Genomic DNA, 25,535 nt, shown 5'->3' on the forward strand with positions numbered 1-25,535 from the left:
AACAGTCAAATGGAATGAAGGTGGTAGAACTGATAACCGAATTTTTTACCTAGTGGATAATAATATATTTATCTTTCCTTTTTTCTGTAGTGATGATGAATATATTTATCATGAATTACGTTGTTTTCTTTTTATTACCATATTTAGTACATTCGTAAAATAAAGAAATCAAAATAAATACTTAAGATTCAAATAGGCAGCGATTTAATAAAATAAAAATCTGTATAAATATTTGCTTAATTACACTATAGAAGAGGTTAAATATAACCTTTTCTACAGCGTATTTTATGAATGATCTAAAAAATCACTTCTTATGCGTCAGTTTGGATATTGTCTGGCGATAGGCAAGTTCCAGTTTTTCACGACTGTCAGCTGTGACTTCCAGATCCTGCAATTGACCATTATGAATACCGTAAACCCAACCGTGGATCATTACTTTTTGGCCTCGTTTCCATGCTGCTTGCATAATGGTTGAGTGACCAAGGTTATATACTTGCTCAACAACGTTAATTTCGCACAGACGGTTCAGACGCTCATTAGGGGGTAATTCACCTAGCATAGAACTGTGTTTATACCAAAGATCACGAATATGTAGCAGCCAGTTGTTAATCAACCCCAGTTCGGTGCCATCAATTGCCGCTTCGATACCACCGCAACCGTAGTGTCCGCAGATAATGATATGTTCAACTTCCAGTACGTCTACCGCATATTGAATAACTGAAAGACAATTTAAGTCAGTATGAATAACCAGGTTTGCAACGTTTCTGTGAACAAATAAGTCACCGGGGGCGGCATCAATTAGTTTTTCTGCTGGTACCCGGCTGTCTGAACAACCAATCCATAAGAAATGAGGTTTTTGTGATTTTGCTAATTCTTTGAAAAAAATTGGATTTTCTTCGTTAACCGATTCTGACCACTGCTTGTTATTGGCAAGCAGCTCTTCTATTTTTTTCATCATGATTCATAGCCTGGTAGTGTTTCTTTAAGATAGAATCATATACAACATCAATTGAAATTTTAATATTTTATTGCTGTTTGTTTTTAATCTTTCTGCTGCTTTTGCAAAGCAAGTCAGGCAGAAAAGGGGCATTATGTTTCCACATTACACGCAAAGGCGACCAGATAATAAAGGTGTTTTGTAATTTATGACTTATGCATTGGAGTTAACGCAGCTTACTAAGACTTACACTGATGGCGTTAAGGCGCTGCGTGGGATAGACCTGAATGTGGAAGTTGGAGACTTCTACGCATTATTAGGCCCGAATGGTGCAGGGAAATCCACCACAATCGGCATTATTAGCTCTCTGGTAAACAAAAGCAGCGGTAAGGTTAAAGTGTTTGGCTATGATATTGATACTGATATTGTGAATGCTAAACGTCAATTAGGTCTTGTTCCGCAAGAATTTAACTTTAATCCGTTTGAGACGGTGTTGCAGATTGTTCTCAATCAGGCCGGTTACTATGGTGTACCGCGAAAAGTGGCTCAAGCCAGAGCGAAAACTTATCTGTCGCAGTTAGATCTGTGGGAAAAACGCAATCAACGGGCGATTCGTTTGTCTGGTGGGATGAAACGACGTCTGATGATTGTACGTGCGTTGATGCATCAGCCTAAATTATTGATCCTTGATGAACCGACTGCCGGTGTTGATATTGAACTTCGTCGCTCTATGTGGAATTTTTTGCAAGAGCTGAATGCTCAGGGAACGACAATTATTCTAACGACTCACTATCTGGAAGAAGCAGAAATGCTGTGCCGTAATATTGGTATTATTCAGCATGGTGAATTGGTGGAAAACACCAGTATGAAAAATTTACTCAGTCGGGTGGAATCTGAAACATTCTTCTTCGATCTGGCAACACAAAACCCAATTCTTGAACTAGTAGGATATGATTATAGACTGCTGGATGCTTCTACTTTGGAAGTGGATGTTCAACGTGGTCAGGGAATAAATAGCGTATTTACCCAATTAAGTGCTCAGGGTATTCATATTTTGAGTATGCGTAATAAAGCGAACCGTCTGGAAGAGTTATTTGTCAGCTTGGTGAGCAACAAATAAGGAGATAGTAAATGATTCAGTTGTACTGGGTGGCGCTAAAAACTATCTGGATTAAAGAAATTACCCGTTTTGGTCGTATCTGGGTACAGACTTTATTACCGCCGGTTATTACCATGTCGCTCTATTTTATTATCTTCGGTAGCTTGATTGGTTCACGTATTGGAGAAATGGGCGGTGTCGATTATATGCAGTTTATTGTCCCTGGCCTTATTATGATGGCAGTGATTACTAACTCTTATGCCAATGTTTCTTCCTCCTTCTTTGGTGCGAAATTTCAGCGCAGTATTGAGGAATTATTGGTGGCGCCGGTTCCGACACACATAGTGATTGTGGGGTTTGTTGGTGGTGGTGTTGCCCGTGGTGTCAGCGTCGGTATTCTGGTGACATTGGTTTCTCTATTTTTTGTGCCGCTTCATATTCATGCGTGGTGGATGATTGTTGTCACGTTGTTGATGACCTCCATTTTGTTCTCACTAGGTGGTTTGCTGAATTCGATTTTTGCTAAAACATTTGATGATATCAGCATTATTCCGACCTTCGTATTAACGCCACTGACTTATCTTGGTGGGGTATTTTATTCATTGACATTATTACCCCCATTTTGGCAAGCGGTTTCCAAGTTGAACCCGATCGTTTATATGATTAGTGGTTTCCGTTATGGTTTCTTGGGGATTACTGATGTTTCTTTGATAATTACGTTGAGTGTTTTGACTGCATTTATTGTGGTTTTTTATCTTGTTGCTTGGTATTTAATTGAAACAGGGCGGGGATTGAGAACTTAATTGTAGATTATTTTGTTATTAAATGGTGATGAATGGGTAGGGGAAGTTTACTTGCAATGTCTTCACAACCTACCCATTATTGAGCGCTTAAATTAATATTTAAGCTACCTGAACTGGCACGGCTTTAGCTATACGGCTCATAATATTATCACCGTCGAAGTAAGCGATATTAGGCTTATGATGACGGGCATCTTCGTTAGGGATTTGTACATATGAGCAAATAATTAGCTTATCACCTACCGCAGCACGGCGTGCTGCTGCCCCGTTAACTGAAATTATTCTAGAACCACGTTCAGCGGCGATAGCATAAGTGGAAAAACGCTCGCCGTTATCCACGTTATAGATATCAATAGCTTCATATTCCAGAATACCGGCTGCATCCATGAAATTCTGATCAATTGCACAGGAACCTTCATAATGCAAATCTGCCTGAGTGACTTTCACCCGGTGCAATTTCCCCTGTAGCATCGTACGCAACATGGTTTTTCTCCTGATTCGATGACAACTTAGAACCTTTTTGCATCAATAACGCCTGATACAACGGCGATTATTGCGTTAAATCTACTTGCTGATTATCGATCAAACGGGTTTGCCCTAACCAGGCAGCCATTAGAATAACGGCTTTTTTGCTTTCGGTATTTAACGGCGCCAATGTTTCGGCGTCACGGATAAACAACTCATCAGGTACAAAACCCGTTTCGTGTAGTTGTGCGGAAGCTTGAATGAGCAATTGTTCTGTGTGGCATTCACCCTGTGCCATTTTTTCAGCGATAGATCGCATGATCTTGCTGAATTCTGGGGCGATTCGACGTTCATCGGCTGTTAAATTGTTATTACGCGAACTGAGAGCCAGGCCATTTTTGTCGCGCACAGTAGGTACTGAAACCAGCGTAATATCATAAGCCAGGTCGGCGATCATTTTGCGAATAAGTTGTAATTGTTGAAAATCTTTTTCGCCAAAGTAGGTTAAATCTGGTTGCACTAGATTGAATAGTTTGCTCACCACGGTTGAAACACCACGGAAATGACCGGGACGACTGGCCCCTTCCAGCATGGTAGAAAGCCCAGGAACTTCAATATAAGTCTGATGTTCCATACCATCAGGGTATATTTCCTTATCAGCAGGAGCAAATACCAGATCGACACCGTGTTGATGAAGTTTTTCGCAATCTTCCTGTAAAGTGCGGGGATATCTTGCCAGATCATCCTGACGATTAAACTGCATCGGGTTGACGAAAATAGAGACGATCACAATATCTGCTTGCCCTTTGGCTGTATCGACTAACGTCATATGGCCGTCGTGCAAGTTACCCATTGTTGGCACCAGTGCAATGCGTTTTCCTTCCTGACGCCAGCGGCGGATTTCATGGCGTAGAATCGGTACAGTTTCGACAATCAGCATTGCTTAATACTCCTTAATGTGTTTATAGCCTTCGGGCTAACAAGGGTAATTTATTAATAAAATGAGTGTTCTTTACCTGGGTAGGCGCCGCTTTCCACTTGTTCTTTATATAAGCGGATGGCATCACGTATATTTCCTGCTTCTTCAAGGAAGTTTTTCACAAATTTAGGGGGGCTTACGGTAATGCCTAGTGCGTCATGCATCACTAAAACTTGCCCATCAGTCACATTACCGGCGCCAATACCAATTACCGGGATCTGTAATTCATCGGTGATACGTTTAGCTAAATCAACGGGTACGCATTCTAGTACTAGCAGTTGTATGCCTGCCTTTTCTAAGGTAATGGCATCTTTTATCAATTGATTCGCTGATACTTCATCACGTCCTTGAACTTTATAACCGCCAAGAATATGGACTGATTGAGGAGTTAGCCCTAAATGAGCGCAAACGGGTACAGAACGCTCGGTAAGCATGCTAATGGTATCGTATAACCAGCTACCGCCTTCAAGTTTCACCATGTTAGCGCCAGCACGCATAAGCTTGGCTGAGTTTTCACAACTTTGCTCTGGTGTGGCATAACTCATGAAGGGCATATCGGCAATGATAAAAGTATAAGGTGCTCCGGCACGGACGCAACGAGTATGATAGACAATATCTTCAACTGTCACTGGAATGGTGGTATCAGCCCCTTGCACAGTCATACCCAGTGAGTCACCAACCAGCATGACATCGATACCTTGCTCGGCAAACAGGTGGGCAAAGCTGGCGTCATAAGCGGTAATAGTTGCAAATTTACGTTTTTCTTTTTTGAGCTGATTCAGATCAGTCATGGTTATTGGTTTCATTATTTATCTTCCTTCTCCTGCAATTTTTCTTGTTATGTACAGAAATCGGCCACGGACTGAACTGAGATCCCTATATGTAATGATTAGAATCAGAGCTGCGGTTGCAGCCAGAGTGTCAGGCCGTTTTCTGGGATGTGTTTCAGTCTTTCAGATAAAGCTTCCCCATCAGGAAATATAAGATCAGGGGCAATTTCAGCTAACGGGTAGAGCATAAATTCGCGCTGTTTTAGTCCGTAGTGAGGCACTGTCAATCGTTCGGTAGTAATCACCTGATCACCAAATAGCATGATATCCAGATCGAGTGTTCTTGGCCCCCAGCGTTCATCTTTTCTTACCCGTCCCTGGGCCAGTTCAATCGCCTGAGTGTGATTGAGTAATTCTTCCGGTGTTAGCGTGGTTTCCAGTGCGACTGCCGCATTCAGAAAATCAGGTTGATTCTGCGGCCCCATTGGTTTAGTACGATACAGTGAGGAGCAGGCAATACATTCTGTTTCCGGTAAATCTTTTAATGCAGCAAGTGCATTTTTTACTTGCTGCATAGGTTCTGCCAGATTGCTACCAACAGCGATATAAACACGAGCCATAATTTATTAGCTGTTCCTGCTCAGTCTTGGTTTATAGTGACGGCGAGGCCGTGTACGACGACGAACAATCTCACTGCCCAGTTCAGAAATCATACTCCGTTGCTGTGATGCATTGACTTGCTGAAATTCTCCCCACCAATCGACAAGATCTTTTAGCTCATTGCGATTTTCAACATTGGCTCTCAGTTCCAGCAAATCATAGGCAGCACGGAATTTAGGGTGTTCCATCAGTTTATTTGCCCGCTTACCATGACGGCGTGGCAGACGTAACTGTAATTGCCAGATATCACGCATGATGGTTGTCAGGCGCTTAGGAATGGCAATGGAGTGGCATTGCTCATCCAGAATGTCATTCATCGCCAATGCAAAAGCATCGTAGTAAGCCAGGCCACCTTCTTGAGACAGCTTTTCCGCATGTTCAACCAGTGGATACCAGAGCATTGCGGCGAACAAAAACGCCGGGTTAACCCGTTTATCATTTTGTAACCGGTAATCGGTATTCTTCAAAACCTGATTGAGTATACGTTCCATTGGCGAATCGTTATTTTCGGTGAAATAGCGTTGAACCAATGGGAAAAGTGGTTGAAATAGGCGGTATTCGCGCAGAAGTTTATAAGTGCTGTAACCTTGACCGGTTTGTAAAAGTTTTAAAGATTCTTCAAACAGACGGGCAGGTGGAATATTACTCAGCAGAAAAGCCAAACGAGAAATAGGTTCGGCGGTACCTTCGCTGATGGTCATATTCAGTTTGCTAGCGAAACGGATCGCACGCAGCATTCTTACTGGATCTTCCCGATAGCGGGTTTCAGGATCGCCAATCAAGCGGATAACACCGGTTTCCAGATCATGAAGGCCACCGGCATAATCACGCAGAGAGAAATCATTGATACCGTAATAGAGGCTGTTTATGGTGAAATCGCGGCGCATAGCATCTTCTTCAATTGAGCCGAAGATGTTATCCCGCAGTAGCATGCCGCTTTGTGCTTGTTGTGATTGATTTTTATCATCAGAACCCGTTTGTTCATGTGGACCACGGAATGTTGCGACTTCAATCACTTCCTGACCAAACATAATATGAGCTAAGCGAAAGCGGCGTCCAACCAGACGGCAGTTGCGAAATAATTTACGCACCTGTTCTGGTGTGGCATTGGTGGCAATATCAAAATCTTTCGGTTTTGTACCGAGTAATAAGTCACGGACACCACCGCCAACCAAATAGGCTTCAAAACCGGATTTATTCAAACGGTAAAGGACTTTCAGTGCATTTTCACTGATATCTCTGCGGGAAATACAATGTTGTTCCCGTGGAATTATCGTTATCGATAAATTCGAATGAGGATTCTCCTGTTCAACCTTCCTTGGTGTCTCCACATTGGATAAGAGTTGATAAGGGTTTTGGCGATTAGAGTGAAGAGTTATGTACTCTTCCTGAGCAGAACGGTCAGATCCGGTGACTGGCCTTTCACTGGCTGCCTGTAGTTCGCGGTTATTTTTCCCTTCGCGGATCAATAAGTTACGGCAGAAATTTGCTACTCGGTTAAAAATGGTACACCTCGATAAGTAACTAATCATATAAAACAAATAAAAAACAGCGGCTAATCATAGCCTACTGTGTATTTTTTGAGAATGGTTGTTATGACTAACCGTAACTTTATTCATGTTATCTATGTGCATTTTACCTTGTCGTGGAATTCGGTCCAGATCCCAACGTGCTGTTGCTTTTTGTAACAATTGATCACGAGAAAGATCTTGCCAGTTTTCTATAACAGATTGATTAAGGAAAGATAATACTTCAATCAGTAATGGCCGGGGATCATCCAATGGGATCGGCTGAGCATGATTCTGTTTGGAAAGTTTATTGCCGTCCTTATTCAGAGCGAGTGGTAAATGAATATAGTCAGGTATTTTGAGATTTAATTGCTGATAAAGCGCAATCTGGCGGACAGTTGGTTCAATCAAATCTGCCCCTCTTACCACCTCAGTCACCCCTTGGTAATCATCATCAATAACAACCACTAAATTATAGGCAAATAAACCGTCACGACGGTGAATAATAAAATCTTCTTCAGCCATGACCGGATCGGCGTTCAGATATCCTTGTAATTTATCTTCAAAACCGTAAACCGGATGACGCTGTTTGAATCGAATTGCTGCATGATCAATGGGCAAATTTAATTCACGACAGTTTCTATCATAAAAACCATTAATCTGATGAATGCGTTGACGGGTACAGGTACAGTAATAACTTAAACCTTGTTGTTGCAATTGATTAAGGACATGGCGATAAGCCTCATGGCGTTGAGACTGATAGAGAATTTCACCATCCCAATGTAAACCGTAATGTTCAAGTGCGTGAAGAATCCGGCTGGCAGCACCGGGAACTTCTCTGGGCGGATCAATATCATCAATACGTATCAGCCACTTTCCCTGACAAGCACGGGCTTGCAAATAGCTGCCAATGGCAGTGATTAATGAACCAAAATGCAGGTCACCAGAAGGTGATGGGGCGAAACGCCCAATATAAGCTTGGGGACGTTCAGATTTTATCATATGGAGATCAGTGGGGTTGTTTATACGGCGTCATAAAGACGCCGTATTCGGAACACCATTAATTAGCCAGCCATCTGTTTTTCACGGATTTCGGCCAGCGTCTTACAATCAATACACAAATCTGCGGTTGGACGGGCTTCCAAACGACGGATGCCGATCTCAATGCCGCAAGATTCACAAAAACCGAAATCGTCATCTTCGACTTTTTTCAGGGTTTTCTCGATCTTCTTAATCAATTTACGCTCACGATCGCGGTTACGTAATTCAAGACTGAATTCTTCTTCCTGCGCCGCACGGTCAACTGGATCAGGGAAGTTCGCTGCCTCATCTTGCATATGAGATACAGTACGATCTACTTCATCCCTGAGTTGATTGCGCCATGCTTCAAGAATTAGCTTGAAATGCGCCAACTGGGCATCGTTCATGTATTCTTCACCTGGCTTCTCTTGGTAAGGTTCTACCCCAGCGATGGCGAGAATGCTTAAGGACGAGGTTTTACGTTTTTGCCCTTCTTGCATAATACTTCTCCTAACACACGCACTATCAAACGAACCCCTAGCGGGGAAAAAAATAGGCCGTTATAAATAGCAGATGGAGCAAGGGTTGGCAATTGTTCCTGCTATTAGTTTCACAATGGTGTGGAAGCAAATGTATTGTATGCCTTTACACCTTGTACAACTTGGCTGCAAATATTAGGTGAATCGGTAAGTTAATCATTTTAGTACAAAAGTTAACTTATCGCCTAAAACCATCCCTTTTCCTGTCATGTTGGCCTGGTAACAGATAACTTCGACCCCAGAATTTTGCGCTTGTTCCAAAAGAGATGAATAATTATGATCAATATGTGCAGCCGCCGCGACCTGCCTGATGCCAGAATGCAAGACTGCAAAAAATAAAACAGCCCTTTGCCCTTGTTCTGCTATGTGTTGCAATTCCCGTAGGTGTTTTTGCCCGCGAGTCGTGACAGCATCAGGGAAATAGCCACAATTTTCCTGGAGAAGAGTCACTGATTTCACTTCAATGTAGCAATTAACTTGCTGTTCTGCCTGTAATAGCAGATCTATCCGGCTGTTCTCTTCGCCATATTTCACTTCCCGGCTGATTTTTTTATATTCAGAAAATTCTGGAATAGCATTTTGTGCAATGGCCTCAGCGACTAGATCATTTGCTCTGAGCGTATTAACACAAATCCAGTGACCATCCTGTGTTTCTGTCAATTCCCAACTGTTGGGGTATTTACGTTTGGGATTATCAGAGGTGGAGTACCAAACCGTATCTCCCGGTGTCGCACAGCCGGTCATTGCGCCCGTATTGGCACAGTGGATAGTCAGTGTTTCTCCTTCCGGTGTGATGACATCAGCCAGGAAACGTTTATAACGACGAATGAGTGTGGCGGATTGTAACGGAGGATGGAATTTCATAAAAACGCCTTAATGACGGATGGCATAAGATTGAAGCAGGCAATGCTACAATGTTCTTTCAGTCGACCAAAACATCTTTCCACAACATTTCGTCTTATGGTCGAATTTTACCCGTCTATCTGACCGGGATTTTTCGTTTGATTTATACCCGTCATCTTTCAAGTTGCCTCTTTGTTGGCGGCACTCACTCACCCCGGTCACATCGTTATCTATGCTCCCGGGGATTCGCTCCCTTGCCGTCGCGATCCATCTTGAAATCCATAGGGTATATACGGAATTATCACTTTTATTCCCTGATTTTTTAATCGGCTACGTAATGATTGGCTAGAGTAATCTTTATCCGAAATAACTGCTTTTGAACGATGTTTCATAAAACTGTTTTTATGCTGAATACCAAGACTATCCAGCAGGTGTAATGTATATTAGTCGAATCTGCCATTAAATAGTTATTTAATGGAGTGTACTATTCCGTTGCTTTTGAAACCCCTATTATCGCTTAAAATTAGTAAAGAATTTCAAGTTGAACAGGATCACTTATTATTTTAATAACCCCAGTGTCAGATTTTTCAAATTCAATTTGATATTTTTCATTGTCAATGCCTGTAATAATATTATCTAGATAAGAATATGCGAATCTTATTGATTTGCTTTTAGCCCATTCAGGTAATAAATGCACATAGTAGTTAAAAACTATAAACCCTCTTTTTTTATTTATGTAAGTTATACTTAGAATGTTTTTTAACATCATTCTACCGTAACAAAAATCACCATTTTTATTAAATTCTTTTTTTCCTAACTTGGTTAAGTTCCATAATTTATTTTTTCCTCTTTTAAAATCCAATTTCACTAATCCAGCATCAACAAGAGATTCCATGTTCGCATTAACCCATATAGAATTTTCATTAATTGATACTGGCCATTCAGTTTCACCTAGGCATAATAATATTTTATCGTCAATTTTTTTTGTATTTTTTTTCTAAAAGATTCATTTTCTCCTGAATGACAAAAAAAAGATAAAAAAACAAAAAAAATAAAAAAATTTCATAAACTACACTCCATATTATATTCTGTCATGGCATCACTAACATTTTTATATTTTTTCTTTGTAAGATAGGATTTAGTATAATCCCAATAATAATTTGAAATACCAGGCACTTCATTGTTGTATTTTATATCATATTTAATAAATTCTACTGGGTATTCTCCAAATATGTCATCATCATTATTTTTTTTGCGAAAAAAAATAATATAATAAACTCCATTTTTTACCCTTAGCTCGTAATCTTGTATTTTTATTTCAGAAGCAGATAATTTAAAATCAAACCAAGTAAAACCAGTATCATTTGGGAGTGGAACTATATTAAATTTCCCATTTTTATTTTTTATAAAAACAGTTAATGTGTTACTTGGATGAGATGTATTGTTTTCAAATTTGGCATAAAAAATTACATCTTTTTTTCCATCACCATTCAAATCTATAAGATTGATTCCATCCTTTAGATTTACCTTATTTCCGCAATGAGAAAATGCCTCAAACGAGAAAAGTAAAATAAAAATAAGGTAAAATTTATTTTTCATTTAAATAGCTCCTAACTAATCTAAATCCAACATCTGGCATAATATATCCTGAACTATGGTTATCACAACTGGATAAGCTGTTTGCATGGGAAAGATAACTTCCACCACAAAAATAGTACAACTTAACTGTACCAAGTTCATAACTATCATAGACCCATTCAGAAACATTTCCACTCATATCGTATAAATCTAAGTCGTTTGGAGATAATTTACCTACAACCTGTGTTCCAAAATTACTTGTATTAAACTCTGGATACCATGCCACCTTCTTAGAATCATTGCTTCCAGAGTGATAGTATCCATATCTTCCTAATCGTAAGGCAGGTTTTCCGCCCCTTGCTGCAACATGCCATTCATTTAAGGTAGGTAAACGATAGCCATTAGCGTTTGTATTTATAAAGATCTCTAAGTTTTTGTCTTTTTTTCTAATAATTTTATTTCCTTTTTGAAAATATACTGGAGTGAGTTTTAATTTCTCACTTAATGCATTTGAAAAAAGAATGGTATCTAACCATTTAATACTAGTCACAGGATGCCTGCCTTCATCCTGCTCAGGAGGAAGACAATCTTCATAATATGCCCCATTACATCCATCATCAAAATCATAACCATTTAATATAGCCCATTCATATACCTCTTTATATTCTGAATAAGTAACTTCATTCTTCATGATATAAAAAGAATTTAATGTAACATTAGAATGAGATTCATAATTTTGAGCGCCAAACACACTACCAACGTAAAAATCACCGCCTTCAACAAAGCTGAGTTTCATGTTATCAAATGAATATGCTTTTGATGACATTATTATAGATAAAAACAAACAAATATATTTCATTTTTTTTCCTATATTTCAATGTTGCTTTTCGGGTATGAGCAGCAAGTCAATATATATCCAGAAGATATTTTATCTCTAGATATTCCACCAGAATGATCTAAATTAACTTCACCAGAAATAAGCTTTACTTTACATTTGCCACAATATCCAGAAGCGCAATGATATTTTAATTTAACTCTATTCTTATAAGCACATTTCAAAATCGTTTCATTCGATGATATATCAAAAGAATCATTTCCAATTTTTAATGTAAAGACATCCATTTTTATCTCCCGTATTTTTTTAATCTTAAAATAATCTCTTTCATTATCTTTTTGTTTTCTGTAACAAAGGTATCTGAAGCCACTGCATTTTCATTTATCCTTCTTAATAAATATGGCAATGATTTATCAATTGGCCCATATGGTAAATATTTACACGTCCTAATACCATTGTAAGCTAGTTTTGATGAAATATGATCTCCAATCCCGTACAATTGTCCAATCCAAAATGATTTATTTTTTAATTCATTCTTATTTAATATGATTGATATACTATTTTCATTATGAGTTGCAAAAAAAGGATAAAAATACTCAATTCTTTTTGATATGTATTCAGCTAAATAATTATAATTTAAATCAGTCTCTTCTTTTTTTAAAAAAAATGTTCCAATTGATTTTTCTTTATTTTTAATCTCTTCTTCTAAATAAGCTCATCTAACAATCTTAATACCAACTTTAATGTTATTATCAATAGCAATTTTATGTAGTAACATCAGAAGATCAATGGATTCTTTTTTGTAGGATTGTATTGTTAATGTTATAATAGGCAATATTTTATTGTGTTTAATAATGCTATCTATGACAATCTTGTCTACTGCTGCCTGAATCCAAGATTGCTCTGCATCAATCATAACTTTAACTGATTTAATTTCTGCATAATGAAATATTTTTTCATAACGTTCTAATATCCTACTCCAAGAATTAATTTTTTCTCCAAAAAAATTCCAACCTCTCATTTTTTCTTCATAAAGATGAATATCTCCTAGTGATGAAGGCTTAATGGCAACATATGGTATATTGGACTCTTTGCTAGCGAGATCAATTAATTTTAATGTTGACTCTAGCGCATTATTAAAGAAAATTTCGTCGTTTTTCCCTTCAATTGCATAATCTAATATGCTATGAATATTATTTTTTGATAGAAAAATCACATTAGCCTTTGCTTCATCTATACTTTCACCACCAAAATAAACCCCATTTAAAAACCTAATAAAAAACTTATTTTTTTTATTTAAAATAAATCTCATCATCCATAAAGAAATTTTTTTTGTGATTTTATTTGTTAACAATAAAGTTACAAAAAACTTAAGAAAAAGGGTTGATATACTATATCTAGAATACAGTGATGTTTCGTCTTTAAAAACTTTATTGTTGTTTGATTTTTTATTAGCCATTATTTGTAATTTCTATAGTTATAACAACTCATATGTCACTTTATTTTTACCTCCCCTTCTATGAAGGGGGAGGAATTTAAATATCAGCAGTTTGCCCACGGTAGAGACGACGAACGATATTATCGTCATCAAATTCTTCCCTTTCATGAATAACTCTTCTGTTATCCATTATAATTAAATCACCTTTTTCCCAATAATGCTTATAATAATAGCGGGGATTTTTCATAAATTCAGTAAGCTCAGCAAAAAATCTCTTTGTTTCTTCATCTGTGAACCCAACAATTCTTGGCTCCCAGCTGGCTGGTTGTCCTTCATCGAATGGAAAATATATTAGCATTTTTCTCACCCATCCAAGGTCAGTAAATACAGGAACTTGAAACCATCCAGCAGGAGATACATCTACGTAGTAGCCATATTCCAGAACTATTACTTCAAAAATTTCATTTTCTAAAATATTTAATAAATGTTTAGGCATTTCTTTGCATGCAAGAACATGGTCACAAACGGTAGTTGCTCCTCGAAACTTCATGTTTTTTATTTCAGCAGCATATAAAAAAACTTGATCTACTTGCGATAATAATAACCCACCATCAGCATGAAATGGGAGTTGTCCACGCCCAGTGACAATTTTTCCTTTTTCGCCTTCAAGTTTTAATGTATCACGATACCCAAAACCAACATCTATTTTTTCATCTGCATACTCAACTATTGTTCCATATTTGCTGTATATATCGCGAAATTCATCAGCATTAAGGTTTATTTTATTGACTACAATAAAGCCTTGTCTCATTAGAAGATTTTTAATTTCTTTAGCAGAAGCTTTCAAAAAATCATCTGTACTAATGTTAGCACCAAAACCTGACTGCATTATTGGTGACCATTGTAAATTTTTATTCATTTAATTATCCTCATAATATTTATCACCAAGTACTTTTTTAAAGTGCTTTTGAGAATCTCTAGAGCCAAACGAATTTTTATGAACTAATTTTGATTCTTTTCTGCTATCTTCCAAGATATCAACGAATTTTTTGTTCATAAATTTTTTTGTGTTCGAGTATGCTGTTTTCGGATATTTTGCTAGTAAATTAGCGCGTTCTATAGCTGTTTCTAAAAGAATTTCTTTATCTATTACCTGATTTGCAATGTTGTATTTAATACACATTTCTGATGAAAGTTCTTCGCATTCAAATACAATTTTTCTCATTATATTATGTCCATGTGTAAAACTAAGTATAGCTGCACCTACAGAACAACCAATACCGTGTTTTAATTCAGGCATTATAAATTTAGCTTCGCTTGATATAATTCTTTGGTCAAACATTAGAGCAAATTGAAATCCCATTCCTACAGCATAACCATCTACCGCAGCTACTGTTGGTTTGTTTACGTTTAAAACAGCACAATATAGATCTATCACTCTATCTATCCAACGTTCCACATTTTCTCCTGATAGATTTTTAACTTCATTGAAATCTCCCCCAGAAGAAAAAGAACGATTCTCTCCACCATAAACAACAATGGCTTTAACATTGTCATCTTGATCAGCTTTAATTAAAGATTTTTTAATTGAATTTTCTAAGCTTTCACTAAATGGATTATGCTTATTTTCATGGTTAAGTATAATTACTCTAATTGAGCTAAAATCTCTTTCTATTACCATATCTAACTCCTTTTTATAATTTCACGCAACTTGGTTGAATTTGCTTCTTCAATTGACAATTTTCCTGTCAAAAACTCTTTATATATAGAATAACTAAACCTTGTTTTATCTTGATAGTTATTTACTTCAGTTCCTATCATTGTTGCAAAAAACTTATTGACAGATGATCCTTCATGAATACCTATTTTTTTTCTCCATATTATTTCTTTTGGGAGGATATTTATACTGCTTGCATATTCTCGTAAAATATTTTTAACTTCATTATCTCTTATTTTAAAGTATGGGTCCAAATTATGACATAAAGATATAAGATTATTAGTCCAAAATGGGTGATAAACGTTCAACCCATAATTTCCTGCTCCATGAGTTGAAAATTCTCCTGTCCATTTAGTTCTATAAACTTGCTCAGATAATATTTTATTTGGTTCAATATAGGATTTTCCGGGTTCTAATATCCCTCCAAATAATAGATCAGAACCATATCCTGTTATCAATGAGTTAACTTTTCCTTTTGCTAATTCATAAACATTAAATAATCCTGATTGAATCTCAGAAGATAATCCGTCAAATATTTCATTATGATAAATAGCTTTTACTACACCTGATATAACTTCATCTTCACTAAGAATTTTAACTTCGTGTTCTGTACCGAGATAATCAGAAACAATTTTAGAAAATTCAAATTCATTGCTTAATTCTGTTCCTATAGATCATGTTTTTACTTTATCAAAATACTTTGATGCTAAAGCAGTAACTAAACTTGAATCTAATCCTCCTGATAGTGGAACACCTATAGTTTTATTATTTTTAGATAACCGGGAAATAGAATTTCTCAAATCAGAATCAATTATTTCAAGAAGGTCACTTTCTTTTATATCAAAAGAATTTTCCTCTACAGGAGGTATTACATACTCAACTCCTAAATGAGGATATCTTTGTTCATCAAATGTTAATTTATTTATTGTACCAGGCTTTAATCTAGACACATTTCTTATTGGTGAAAAATTATCTGGTTTTAGTGAGCGCTTAATAACTTCGCTTTCAGATTTGAAATCAAAAGCTTTATCTCCCTCTACCTTACCAACAATCTTCAAGCTATTAGTAATCCAAATAAAATCTGTCTGTACTAAATTTAATCCTCTAGACTCTGTTGTTACTTCTATATTTCCTTTTTTATCCTCAATAAAAAGGCAATAATCCCCTTCTGCTATAGAAATAATGGAATTGCCAAATTTTTCTCTAATTAATAATAAAACCTCCACATCGCTAAGCACACCAGCTCTTCCTTCTATTTTTCCAAGAATGAATCTGATGGTAGATATGTTATATATATTACCAATTAAAAAAGCAGTATATCTTTCACTTTTAAATTTAGATACATTTGTTGTATTACGGAAGAGTATTCTTCCGGTAGATAACTCATCAAATTGAAACTCATTTGTTAATTCATTTAAATTTTTATCAAAACCATATTTGACAAAGCAAAATTCAGAGCCCAATTTTAAACTCCTTTCATAACTTTGTAAAAATAATTAAGAATCTAAGTAATTAAAAGATTAGCACATTAAATGAATTTATCAATGTATTTGACATTAAAATTATTTATATATCTAATCTAACTATTTGTTTTTAAAAACAGAAACCGCAATATTACTGTATCAATGGCAATTATGTATGATTATATTCTGTCTGTACCCTGTATTGGCACAGTGGATAGAATTTCATAAAAACGCCCTAATGACGGATGGCATAAGATTGAAGCAGGCAATGCTACAATGCCGGCGGTTGAAAGTTAACTTTCTTTGTATGGAGTGTTTGTGTCTTTATTGCCTGTATATGAGGTCGTCGAGCCTGTCCTGAGTACGTTGAAAAGTTCACAACAGGTCCTGCTTCATGCTCCGGCTGGGGCCGGGAAATCGACGGTTTTGCCATTGGAAATTCTGAAAAAAGCCGATTTCTCTGGGCGTATCATAATGTTAGAACCACGGCGGATTGCTGCTCGCAGTGTCGCCAATCGCCTTGCCGCTCAATTGAATGAAAATATCGGGCAGACCGTGGGTTACCGGATGCGTTCAGAAACGAAAATGAGTGCAACTACTCGCCTTGAAGTGGTAACAGAAGGCATTTTAACCCGAATGTTACAGCAGGACCCCATGCTGACACTGTCTTTCATACACAAATCCCCTGATAAAAAATCGGGGGATTTTTTTGAATCTTTTTCTATTTTGCTGATCTTAGTAATAACTATTTCATTGAGGTACGGTAAAATGTTCCAAACTCACGCAGAACAATGGGCTTATGAGACTTTTTCTCGCGCAAATTTGGGTGATAGCCGACGAACCCAGCGTCTTATCAAATTCACCGCCTCTTTAGCCAACCATATCGGGCAATCTATTGTGCAATCACTCAAAACACCAGCGGATATTGAAGCCGCTTATCGATTTACGCGTAACCGGGCCATTGACGCAACGGCCATTGCAGAGGCCGGATTTGCAGCAACGGCTGAACAAGCTAAGTCCTATGACTGTTTGCTGGCATTGGAAGATACAACCTCACTGGAGTTCACTCATCAGACGGTTCGGGATGAAATGGGGTATACCGCATCACGAAAAAGTGCCACCGGCCTGCATGCCCATTCCGTTTTGCTTTTTGCCCCCAGAGAAGAACAGGTCATTGGCCTGATTGAACAAACGCGCTGGACGAGAGAGCTGAGTCATTATGGCAAGAAAGCGCAACGGGCTTCCCGGCCGTATAAAGACAAGGAAAGTTATAAGTGGGAACGCGCCTCTCAGGCAACAGAAACTCGTCTTGGCAGTGATATGAATAAGGTCATTTCAGTTTGTGATCGCGAGGCAGACATTATTGACTATCTGACCTATAAAATCACGCATCAGCCGCGTTTTATTGTGCGTTCAATGCAAAGCCGTTGCATTGAACAAAGCTCAGATAAACTTTATCTGTTCAGTGAATCTTTGCAGCCCGCAGATAAAAGAACCGTTCAGGTTAAACAACGAGGTGGGCGTAAGGCGCGTGAAGCTCTCTGCGACGTCCGTTACGCCCCTGTCACGCTCAAAATGCCGGCCAATAAACGAGGGGAGCCGATACCGCTGTATTATGTGAGTTGTCAGGAAACGAATCACGACAAGGAGCTGAGCTGGCACATTCTGACATCGGAGCCGGTAAAAGGTAAAGAAGATGCCCGCCGTATTCTGGACTACTATGAAAAACGCTGGCTCATTGAAGAGTTTCACAAGGCATGGAAAAGTGGCGGGACACAGGTAGAAGCGCTGCGGATGCAACGTAAAGAAAATCTGGAAAAAATGGTGGTGATCCTGGCGTTTATCGCGGTGCGTGTTCATCAGTTGCGCTATGTGGGTCTCAATAGATCAGAGGCGGAAAAACAGAGTTGTGAAACGCTATTAAGCCCGCTAGCGTGGAAATTATTGTGGGTAAAGCAAGAAAAGAAAAAGGTCCCTAAGACAGCGCCAAGTGTTTACTGGGCCTATATCAATTTGGGAAAACTAGCGGGTTGGTATGACTCAAAACGAAATGGCCGAGTGGGATGGGAAAGGCTGTGGCAAGGATGGTTCATGTTACAAACCATCCTTGAAGGTTATTTACTGTCCAAGTCTCTTGATCTATGAAATATGATCAAGAGACAGATGCTGACAGGGGTTTCTCTGGTGATTCTGGATGAATTCCATGAGCGCAGCTTGCAGGCTGATTTTGCGTTGGCATTGTTGCTGGATGTACAGGCAGGGCTACGGGATGATCTGCGAATTTTGATCATGTCAGCGACGCTGGATAATCAGCGGCTCTCTTCTTTATTGCCTGATGCGCCAGTGATTATTTCAGAAGGGCGAAGCTTTTCTGTGACCAGACATTATTGTCCTTTGCCTGCTCACCAACCTTTTGAACAGTGTGTAGCCACCGTCGTATTGCGGTTACTACAACAGGAGCAAGGTTCTGTGCTGTTGTTTTTGCCGGGCAGCGGGGAAATTCAACGGGTGTTTGGACTTCTTAAAGAGATAGTTGCTGAGGATACCGATCTTTGCCCGTTATACGGTGCGTTGTCATTGGCTGAACAACAAAAAGCTATCGAGCCTTCATCACGTGGACGCCGTAAAGTTGTTTTGGCGACTAACATTGCAGAAACCAGTTTAACGATTGAAGGTATTCGACTGGTGATTGATAGTGGTCTTGAACGCACGACGCGTTTTGAACCCAAAAATGGATTGACTCGCCTGATCACTCAACGCATCAGTCAAGCTTCTATGACACAACGAGCTGGTCGAGCGGGACGGTTGGAAGCCGGTGTTTGTTGGCATCTATTCAGCCAAGAACAGGCAGAAAGAGCGGCAGAGTATAGTGAGTCCGAAATTCTGAATGCTGATCTCAGTGGCTTATGGTTCTCCTTATTGCAGTGGGGATGTCATGATATTTCCCAATTGTACTGGCTAGATATGCCTCCTGACGCAGCGTTGGCAGTAGCCAAATCGCTGTTATTACAGTTAGGTGCAGTCAATAACAATGGTCAGTTAACGTCCAGAGGCAGAAAAATGGCGGAATCCGGCAGTGATCCGCGCTTGGCTGCAATATTATGTGCAGGGTTGGAACAAGGGGCCGATATGCTGGCAACCGCAGCTATGCTGACCGCGATTCTGGAAGAACCGCCCCGTGGTGGCCAGCCGGATATCACTTATTGGGTTGAGCAGCGACAAGCTCATTGGTTACGGCGGGCAAAGCAGTTAGCTAGGAATATGGGCGATCATTTTGGTGAGCCAGACGGTGGATTTGTTGCAATGCTATTAGCCCAAGGTTTCCCTGACAGAATAGCCAAAAATCGGGATAAGGGAGGGCGTTTTCAACTGGCTAATGGTTTGGGGGTGATGATCGATGATGAAGAAAAGTTATCTGGCGAATCGTGGCTAGTGGCTCCTTCATTATTACAAAACAGCAGAAATCCTGATGCGCGTATTTTGCTGGCTTGCCCTCTGGATATTGAACGGCTGATACAACAGCAGCCGAATTTATTTAGCGAGCAGAGTGTCGTTGAATGGGATGATAACAAAGGGACATTGCGAGCATGGAAACGACTGCAATGTGGGTGCTTGACAGTAAAAGCCCAACGATTGGCAAAGCTTTCAGATGAGCAATTACAGCTGGCCCTGCTAAACTGGTTACGCAGTGAGGGATTACATGAGCTCAACTGGTCACCTGCGGCAGTTCAGTTGTGCATCCGTATCCAATGTGCGGCTAAATGGTTGCCTGAAATGCAGTGGCCGGCAGTAGATAATGATGCATTAATGGTTTCTCTTGATGATTGGTTGATGCCGTTCCTTACTGGTGTGCGTGATTTGAAAGGGCTGAAACAGATTGATTTGTTGCCGGCACTGGAAAGTTTACTGGATTGGCAACAACAACAGTGTCTGGATAATGAACTGCCTATTTATTATACTGTTCCAACTGGCAGTCGGATAACAATCCGTTATTTCAGTGATAAACCACCGGTATTATCTGTTCGGATGCAGGAAATGTATGGTGAGCAGCAAAGCCCATCTCTGGCAAAAGGGCGGGTGGCTGTGGTGCTTGAACTATTATCGCCAGCCCAAAGGCCATTGCAGATTACGCAAGACTTAGCCGCTTTTTGGCGAGGCTCGTATCGAGAAGTGCAAAAAGAGATGAAAGGGCGTTACCCAAAACATCCATGGCCGGATGATCCGGCAAATACATTACCCACTCGGCGGGTAAAAAAATATTCGCAGTAGAATTTAACAACTTTTTGCCGGCGAATAGATTCACTAAAAGATATGAATATCAATTAATTAGCATCTAAGCGGCTTTGGAGAATTTTGGAATGTCTGGTGAAGATCGTCAACCAATCGGACGTAAAGGCAAAAAGCCGGTACCCCGCCGTAAACGGCCATTAAAAAGACGGTATCTGTTGGATGATGATAATGGCTATGAAGATGAGGACTACGATGATGAAGAGGATCAACCCATGACAAAGAAAGGAATGTATTCCCGTCCACCTAAGAAAAAGTGGCGTTGGTTCTGGTTGTTATTCAAGATATTTATTATTTTTGCCGTATTATTGGCGGCTTATGGTGTCTATCTGGATGCCAAAATCCGCGATCGCATTGATGGAAAAGTTTGGGAGTTACCGGCGGCAGTCTATGGACGAATGGTCAATCTTGAACCGGGCATGAACTACAGTAAGAAAGAGATGATACATCTGCTGGAAGGGATGCAGTATCGCCAGGTGACAAAAATTACCCGTCCTGGTGAGTTTTCTGTCAGAGGTGAAACCATTGAAATGTTACGCCGTCCGTTTGATTTTCCTGACAGTAAAGAGGGGCAGATCTACGCTCTGCTAACGTTCAGTGATAACCGTCTGGCAGGGATCGAAAATCTGGAAAATCAGCGTCAATTTGGGTTCTTCCGCCTTGATCCGAAGCTGATTACCATGTTGCAGTCTCCTAATGGGGTGCAGCGGTTATTTGTGCCACGTTCTGGTTTCCCCGATTTACTGGTTAACACCTTGCTGGCGACCGAAGATCGCCATTTTTATCAACATGATGGTATTCGTATTCTTTCCATTGGGCGTGCAGCACTGGCTAACTTGACTGCCGGGCGTACCGTTCAGGGGGGAAGCACCCTGACGCAGCAATTGGTGAGAAACTTGTTCCTGACCAATGAGCGCACTTTGGTGCGCAAAGCCAATGAAGCTTATATGGCTGTGCTGATGGATTATCGTTACAGCAAAGATCGGATTCTTGAACTGTATCTGAACGAAGTTTATTTAGGCCGAAGTGGTGATGGGGAGATCCGAGGATTCCCGCTGGCGAGCCTCTATTATTTTGGTCGTCCGGTGGATGAATTGAGTTTAGATCAACAGGCGTTGCTGGTCGGTATGGTGAAAGGGGCTTCACTCTATAATCCGTGGCGTAATCCTAAACTCGTTCTCCAGCGTCGAAATGTGGTGCTGAAGCTGTTACAAAACCAGCAAATTATTGATGAAGATCTTTATAAGTTATTGAGTGCTCGTCCACTGGGGGTAAAACCGAAAGGTGGTGTTATCACCCCACAACCGGCGTTTATGCAGCTAGTTCGTAAGGAATTGCAGGATAGACTTGGTGATCGAGTAAATGATCTGTCCGGCGTGAAAATCTTCACTACTTTGGACCCGGTATCTCAGGATGCGGCTGAAAACGCAGTAGAAGAGGGGATTGCCAGCTTGAGAGAAACCCGAAAAATTGCTGACCTTGAAGGGGCAATGGTGATTGTCGATCGCATCAGTGGTGAAATTAGAGCGATGGTTGGTGGTTCTCAACCTCAGTATGCTGGATTTAACCGAGCGATGATGGCGCGCCGTTCGATTGGCTCACTGGCAAAACCTTCTACTTATTTGGCGGCATTGAGTGAGCCGGATCAATATCGGTTGAATACTTGGCTGGCGGATGAACCTCTTGCGGTAAAACAGCCGAACAGTAAGGTTTGGGAACCGAGAAATTATGACCGTCGTTTCCGTGGGCGTGTCATGTTGATAGATGGGCTGGCAAGTTCATTGAATATTCCTACGGTGAATCTTGGATTGGCTGTTGGTCTTGATCATGTTAGCAACACATTAATCCGGCTTGGCGTACCGGAGGAAGTGATTCAGCAGGTTCCGGCCATGTTACTGGGTTCTCTTAGCTTGACACCGTTAGAAGTGGCGCAGGAATATCAGACGATGGCGAGTGGCGGCAACCGCGCGACGCTTTCCGCGTTACGTTCTGTCATTACGGAAGATGGTACCGTGATATATCAGAGTTACCCGCAGGCTGAACGGGCTGTACCGGCTCAGGCGGCTTATCTGACGCTATATGGTATGCAGCAGGTTGTAGCGAATGGAACTTCTCGTTCTCTGAACGCTAAGTTTGGTCGTTATAATTTGGCGGGTAAAACGGGTACCACCAATGATCTGCGTGATAGCTGGTTTGCCGGAATCGATGGTAAAGAAGTAGTGATAGCATGGGTTGGCCGAGATAACAATGAACCGACCAATCTGACAGGGGCTACAGGGGCGTTGAATGTATATCGCCGTTATCTGGAAAATCAGACGCCGCTGATGCTGAATAACATTCCACCGGAAGGCATTGTCGATATGGCGGTTAATCAGGATGGCAGCTTTAGCTGTAGTGGCAGTGGTTGGCGAACATTACCGGTTTGGACTTATGATCCACAGAGTTTGTGCCAGCAAACAGCAGTGTCAGAGCCTGTTCAGCAACAAGAACAAGCACCGGGCTGGTTGCGGGAGATGTTTGGTCAATAATGAATATTTGATGAAATGAATAACAAAGCGCTGATCTTCTGGTCAGCGTTTTGATTTTCTGAGTATTGTTTTTCGTCTGCAAAGTCACCTTCCACCGTTTTTTTATCAGTTTTCCAAACATACCGCGTCATTACCTTTTCGGCTTTACACGATTATCGCAGTAGTAATGCTGATGCTTGTTACATAGTTGTATAAATATTGTTGCAATATGTGGATTTTTGCACCCATATGAGATGAAAAAATCAGCAACTTTCGGAATGTTCCTATATTTTTCTAAAGTTAAATCTGATGAATTATTAATCATTAATATTAAGTAATAGGTAGTAAGAACATGATGATTCCAGTCAGATCCACTCTTCATGCGTTTGGTCAATGGAGAAGTCAATAGATGGCAATAGGATATTTTCTGCTCGTTGGTGACAAAACAACCTGTGGTGGACAGATTATTACCGGTGACCACACCATGACGTTTAACGGACGTGCAACCGCTCGTGAAGGGGATAAGGTTACCTGTGGCAAACATCCCGGTACTTACACGATTGTTGTGGTGTATCCGATGTGTTTGATATGGGGCGCCAGTTGGCTGGCACATTGGACAGTGTGAGTACTTGCCCCTGCCGGGCTAGATTCATTAATTCGGAGATGGACAGCTATGAGAAACAGGAGCAGCCTAATCATCGGGCTACAGCGCCTGTTAATATGGCGGTGCAGAATTTCTCGTCGCCGGTGAAGGAAGCGAGCAACGTTCAGCCGGAGCCGCCTGTGGCTAAGGCACCTCCGATACCGGTGTTTACGAAATCTTGCTTGCGGGGCAAAGGTTGTACCGATGCTGGAACTGAGGCTGAATCCGCGAACAACTTCGGCAAGATGGCGGTATATCAGGTTCCGTCATCTCCTGCTCCCGTAACGCCGCAAAAACCAGAACCGACTCCACAGGGCAAGCAACACCCACCTGAACCGGATAAACCTCAGGATAAAAAATTACCGTGGTATAAACGGTGGTTTAGCCGTGGCAAAGATAAAGCCGAAGCAGCCGCTACCGCTGTGGCCGCAACTGCCCGCAGCGCAGTAGCGGAAGGGGAAGGGCTGGTGATGCGTTACATTGGTGGTGGTATCATCAGTGCAGGGCGTTGGTTGCCGGCACCGAATCCGGTAACGGTTGGGTTAATGAGGGTGTTTTATTCACCTAAGTTGAATGACGGAGAGGAAGATTACTTAACCCCGTATCGTCTGAGACAGATAGCGGAACAGTATGGTAAAGCTTCTACTCGCGTGCGTTTTCGCTAGATCAGAGATGAAAAAAACGGCAGGATGACGGTTCAGGGGTATCACGTCAGCCCGGAAAGTGGGTTGGATAAAGTGCCGGTTCATATGATGAAGCTGAATCGGACCACGGGTAATTATGAGTTTTGGGAGCCGGGAGAGCACAGGCCGACGATTTTATGGACGCCGAACGAACAAGAGTTTAAAGTTCCGGCCCATACCGGGAATGAAGAACAGCCGTTTATTCCGTCTCAAATAACCGTGTTGCCTATCCCGGATAAAGTGGGCAGTGATATTGAATTACTACCGATGCCGGAAGAGAAGGATTTCCGCGATTATATTTTGGTATTTCCAGCCGATTCTGGCATGAAACCGATTTACGTGATGTTTAATACCTCTAGGAATCAACCGGGAGTGGTAACTGGTCGGGGGCAAAAAATCGAAGGCAACTGGCTAAATTGTGCAGGGCAAGATATGGGAGCTCCGATCCCCTGTCAGATAGCGGATAAGTTGCGTGGGAGGACATTCAATAGCTTTGATGATTTCAGAAAGGCATTTTGGAAAGAGGTTGGAAACGATCCTGAATTAGCAAAGGATCTTTCTGATGTAAATAAAAAAAGAATTAAAGAGCTTGGATATGCGCCGTTTGCCATTCCGATTGAACAAGTAGGTGGAAAGAGAAAATTCGATATCCACCATGTAAAACCAATTAAAGATGGTGGGGCTGTCTATGATCTCGATAATTTACGGGTAGTCACCCCAAAAAAACACATTGAACTCCATTCTAATTAGAGAGGGTATGTAAG

The 25,535-nt window shown here is 40.4% G+C and carries 19 protein-coding genes and 5 pseudogenes; 7 read left to right on the top strand and 17 right to left on the bottom strand.

From position 1 onward, the window contains the following. Positions 1 to 304: 304 nt before the first annotated feature. Positions 305 to 958 (bottom strand): carbonate dehydratase, encoded by a 654-nt coding sequence (can, locus tag ACGF5R_RS09890; protein ID WP_011145235.1) that lies wholly within the window; start codon positions 956 to 958, stop codon positions 305 to 307. A gap of 187 nt (positions 959 to 1,145) precedes the next feature. Between can and ACGF5R_RS09895 the strand changes: the two genes are divergently transcribed. Both ACGF5R_RS09895 and ACGF5R_RS09900 read left to right on the top strand, forming a co-directional pair. Further along, the gene (locus tag ACGF5R_RS09895) at positions 1,146 to 2,057 is read left to right on the top strand and encodes an ABC transporter ATP-binding protein (RefSeq protein ID WP_112877027.1); all 912 of its coding nucleotides are present in this window, start codon (positions 1,146 to 1,148) and stop codon (positions 2,055 to 2,057) included. 11 nt (positions 2,058 to 2,068) lie between these two features. Further along, complete coding sequence (locus ACGF5R_RS09900; protein WP_228901624.1) at positions 2,069 to 2,839, top strand: ABC transporter permease; 771 nt, start codon at positions 2,069 to 2,071, stop codon at positions 2,837 to 2,839. 99 nt (positions 2,840 to 2,938) lie between these two features. Here the strand turns inward: ACGF5R_RS09900 and panD are convergent, their stop codons facing one another. The 16 genes and pseudogenes from panD to cpmA form a co-directional block, all read right to left on the bottom strand. Beyond that, entirely contained in the window at positions 2,939 to 3,319 is a 381-nt protein-coding gene (gene panD / locus ACGF5R_RS09905) for an aspartate 1-decarboxylase (protein ID WP_118986494.1), read from the bottom strand. 67 nt (positions 3,320 to 3,386) lie between these two features. Continuing rightward, positions 3,387 to 4,241 (bottom strand): pantoate--beta-alanine ligase, encoded by an 855-nt coding sequence (gene panC, locus ACGF5R_RS09910; protein ID WP_387690666.1) that lies wholly within the window; start codon positions 4,239 to 4,241, stop codon positions 3,387 to 3,389. Positions 4,242 to 4,294: 53 nt separating this feature from the next. Further along, entirely contained in the window at positions 4,295 to 5,086 is a 792-nt protein-coding gene (gene panB, locus ACGF5R_RS09915) for a 3-methyl-2-oxobutanoate hydroxymethyltransferase (RefSeq protein WP_387690668.1), read from the bottom strand. Between the two features lie 89 nt (positions 5,087 to 5,175). After that, positions 5,176 to 5,670 carry a 2-amino-4-hydroxy-6-hydroxymethyldihydropteridine diphosphokinase gene (gene folK / locus ACGF5R_RS09920; protein WP_112877022.1) on the bottom strand — a complete coding sequence of 165 codons (495 nt, stop codon included), beginning with the start codon at positions 5,668 to 5,670 and terminating at the stop codon, positions 5,176 to 5,178. Between the two features lie 6 nt (positions 5,671 to 5,676). Then, positions 5,677 to 7,179, bottom strand: coding sequence for a polynucleotide adenylyltransferase PcnB (gene pcnB / locus ACGF5R_RS09925; protein WP_240000729.1), 1,503 nt, complete (start codon positions 7,177 to 7,179; stop codon positions 5,677 to 5,679). Positions 7,180 to 7,269: 90 nt separating this feature from the next. After that, positions 7,270 to 8,220, bottom strand: coding sequence for a tRNA glutamyl-Q(34) synthetase GluQRS (gluQRS, locus tag ACGF5R_RS09930; protein WP_112877020.1), 951 nt, complete (start codon positions 8,218 to 8,220; stop codon positions 7,270 to 7,272). Positions 8,221 to 8,282: 62 nt separating this feature from the next. Next, positions 8,283 to 8,738: an RNA polymerase-binding protein DksA gene (dksA, locus tag ACGF5R_RS09935; protein WP_011145244.1), complete on the bottom strand. Its 456-nt coding sequence runs from the start codon at positions 8,736 to 8,738 to the stop codon at positions 8,283 to 8,285. Positions 8,739 to 8,933: 195 nt separating this feature from the next. Then, positions 8,934 to 9,641 (bottom strand): DNA/RNA nuclease SfsA, encoded by a 708-nt coding sequence (gene sfsA, locus ACGF5R_RS09940; RefSeq protein WP_112877019.1) that lies wholly within the window; start codon positions 9,639 to 9,641, stop codon positions 8,934 to 8,936. A gap of 502 nt (positions 9,642 to 10,143) precedes the next feature. After that, a pseudogene (cpmH, locus tag ACGF5R_RS09945) lies at positions 10,144 to 10,673 on the bottom strand (carbapenem biosynthesis protein CpmH). Positions 10,674 to 10,682: 9 nt separating this feature from the next. Then, positions 10,683 to 11,219: a carbapenem biosynthesis protein CpmG gene (gene cpmG / locus ACGF5R_RS09950; protein ID WP_011145247.1), complete on the bottom strand. Its 537-nt coding sequence runs from the start codon at positions 11,217 to 11,219 to the stop codon at positions 10,683 to 10,685. Further along, the gene (cpmF, locus tag ACGF5R_RS09955; protein ID WP_387690671.1) at positions 11,209 to 12,057 is read right to left on the bottom strand and encodes a carbapenem biosynthesis protein CpmF; all 849 of its coding nucleotides are present in this window, start codon (positions 12,055 to 12,057) and stop codon (positions 11,209 to 11,211) included. Before cpmF ends, cpmG begins: the two co-directional genes overlap by 11 nt. 8 nt (positions 12,058 to 12,065) lie before the next feature. After that, a complete protein-coding gene (gene cpmE / locus ACGF5R_RS09960) occupies positions 12,066 to 12,320 on the bottom strand; it encodes a carbapenem biosynthesis protein CpmE (protein WP_387690673.1) in 255 nt (84 codons plus the stop codon). Further along, positions 12,289 to 13,492, bottom strand: a pseudogene (cpmD, locus tag ACGF5R_RS09965) (carbapenem biosynthesis protein CpmD). Before cpmD ends, cpmE begins: the two are co-directional and overlap by 32 nt. Positions 13,493 to 13,568: 76 nt before the next feature. Next, the gene (gene cpmC / locus ACGF5R_RS09970) at positions 13,569 to 14,390 is read right to left on the bottom strand and encodes a (5R)-carbapenem-3-carboxylate synthase (RefSeq protein ID WP_262981285.1); all 822 of its coding nucleotides are present in this window, start codon (positions 14,388 to 14,390) and stop codon (positions 13,569 to 13,571) included. Further along, positions 14,391 to 15,152 (bottom strand): carboxymethylproline synthase, encoded by a 762-nt coding sequence (gene cpmB / locus ACGF5R_RS09975; protein ID WP_112877014.1) that lies wholly within the window; start codon positions 15,150 to 15,152, stop codon positions 14,391 to 14,393. Between the two features lie 2 nt (positions 15,153 to 15,154). After that, a pseudogene (cpmA, locus tag ACGF5R_RS09980) lies at positions 15,155 to 16,651 on the bottom strand (carbapenam-3-carboxylate synthase). Positions 16,652 to 16,969: 318 nt separating this feature from the next. Here cpmA and ACGF5R_RS09985 point away from each other — a divergent pair. The 5 genes and pseudogenes from ACGF5R_RS09985 to ACGF5R_RS10005 form a co-directional block, all read left to right on the top strand. Next, positions 16,970 to 17,311, top strand: a pseudogene (locus ACGF5R_RS09985) (DEAD/DEAH box helicase); the annotation flags it as partial. Between the two features lie 108 nt (positions 17,312 to 17,419). Continuing rightward, complete coding sequence (locus tag ACGF5R_RS09990) at positions 17,420 to 18,796, top strand: IS4 family transposase (protein WP_387690716.1); 1,377 nt, start codon at positions 17,420 to 17,422, stop codon at positions 18,794 to 18,796. 18 nt (positions 18,797 to 18,814) lie between these two features. Beyond that, entirely contained in the window at positions 18,815 to 20,920 is a 2,106-nt protein-coding gene (hrpB, locus tag ACGF5R_RS09995; RefSeq protein ID WP_387690675.1) for an ATP-dependent helicase HrpB, read from the top strand. Positions 20,921 to 21,009: 89 nt separating this feature from the next. Next, positions 21,010 to 23,466 (top strand): bifunctional glycosyl transferase/transpeptidase, encoded by a 2,457-nt coding sequence (gene mrcB, locus ACGF5R_RS10000; RefSeq protein ID WP_387690677.1) that lies wholly within the window; start codon positions 21,010 to 21,012, stop codon positions 23,464 to 23,466. A gap of 388 nt (positions 23,467 to 23,854) precedes the next feature. After that, a pseudogene (locus ACGF5R_RS10005) lies at positions 23,855 to 25,521 on the top strand (S-type pyocin domain-containing protein). The last annotated feature ends 14 nt before the right edge of the window (positions 25,522 to 25,535 follow it).

The organism is Photorhabdus sp. RM71S, from assembly GCF_042879355.1.
Classification (GTDB): Bacteria; Pseudomonadota; Gammaproteobacteria; order Enterobacterales; family Enterobacteriaceae; genus Photorhabdus; species Photorhabdus kayaii.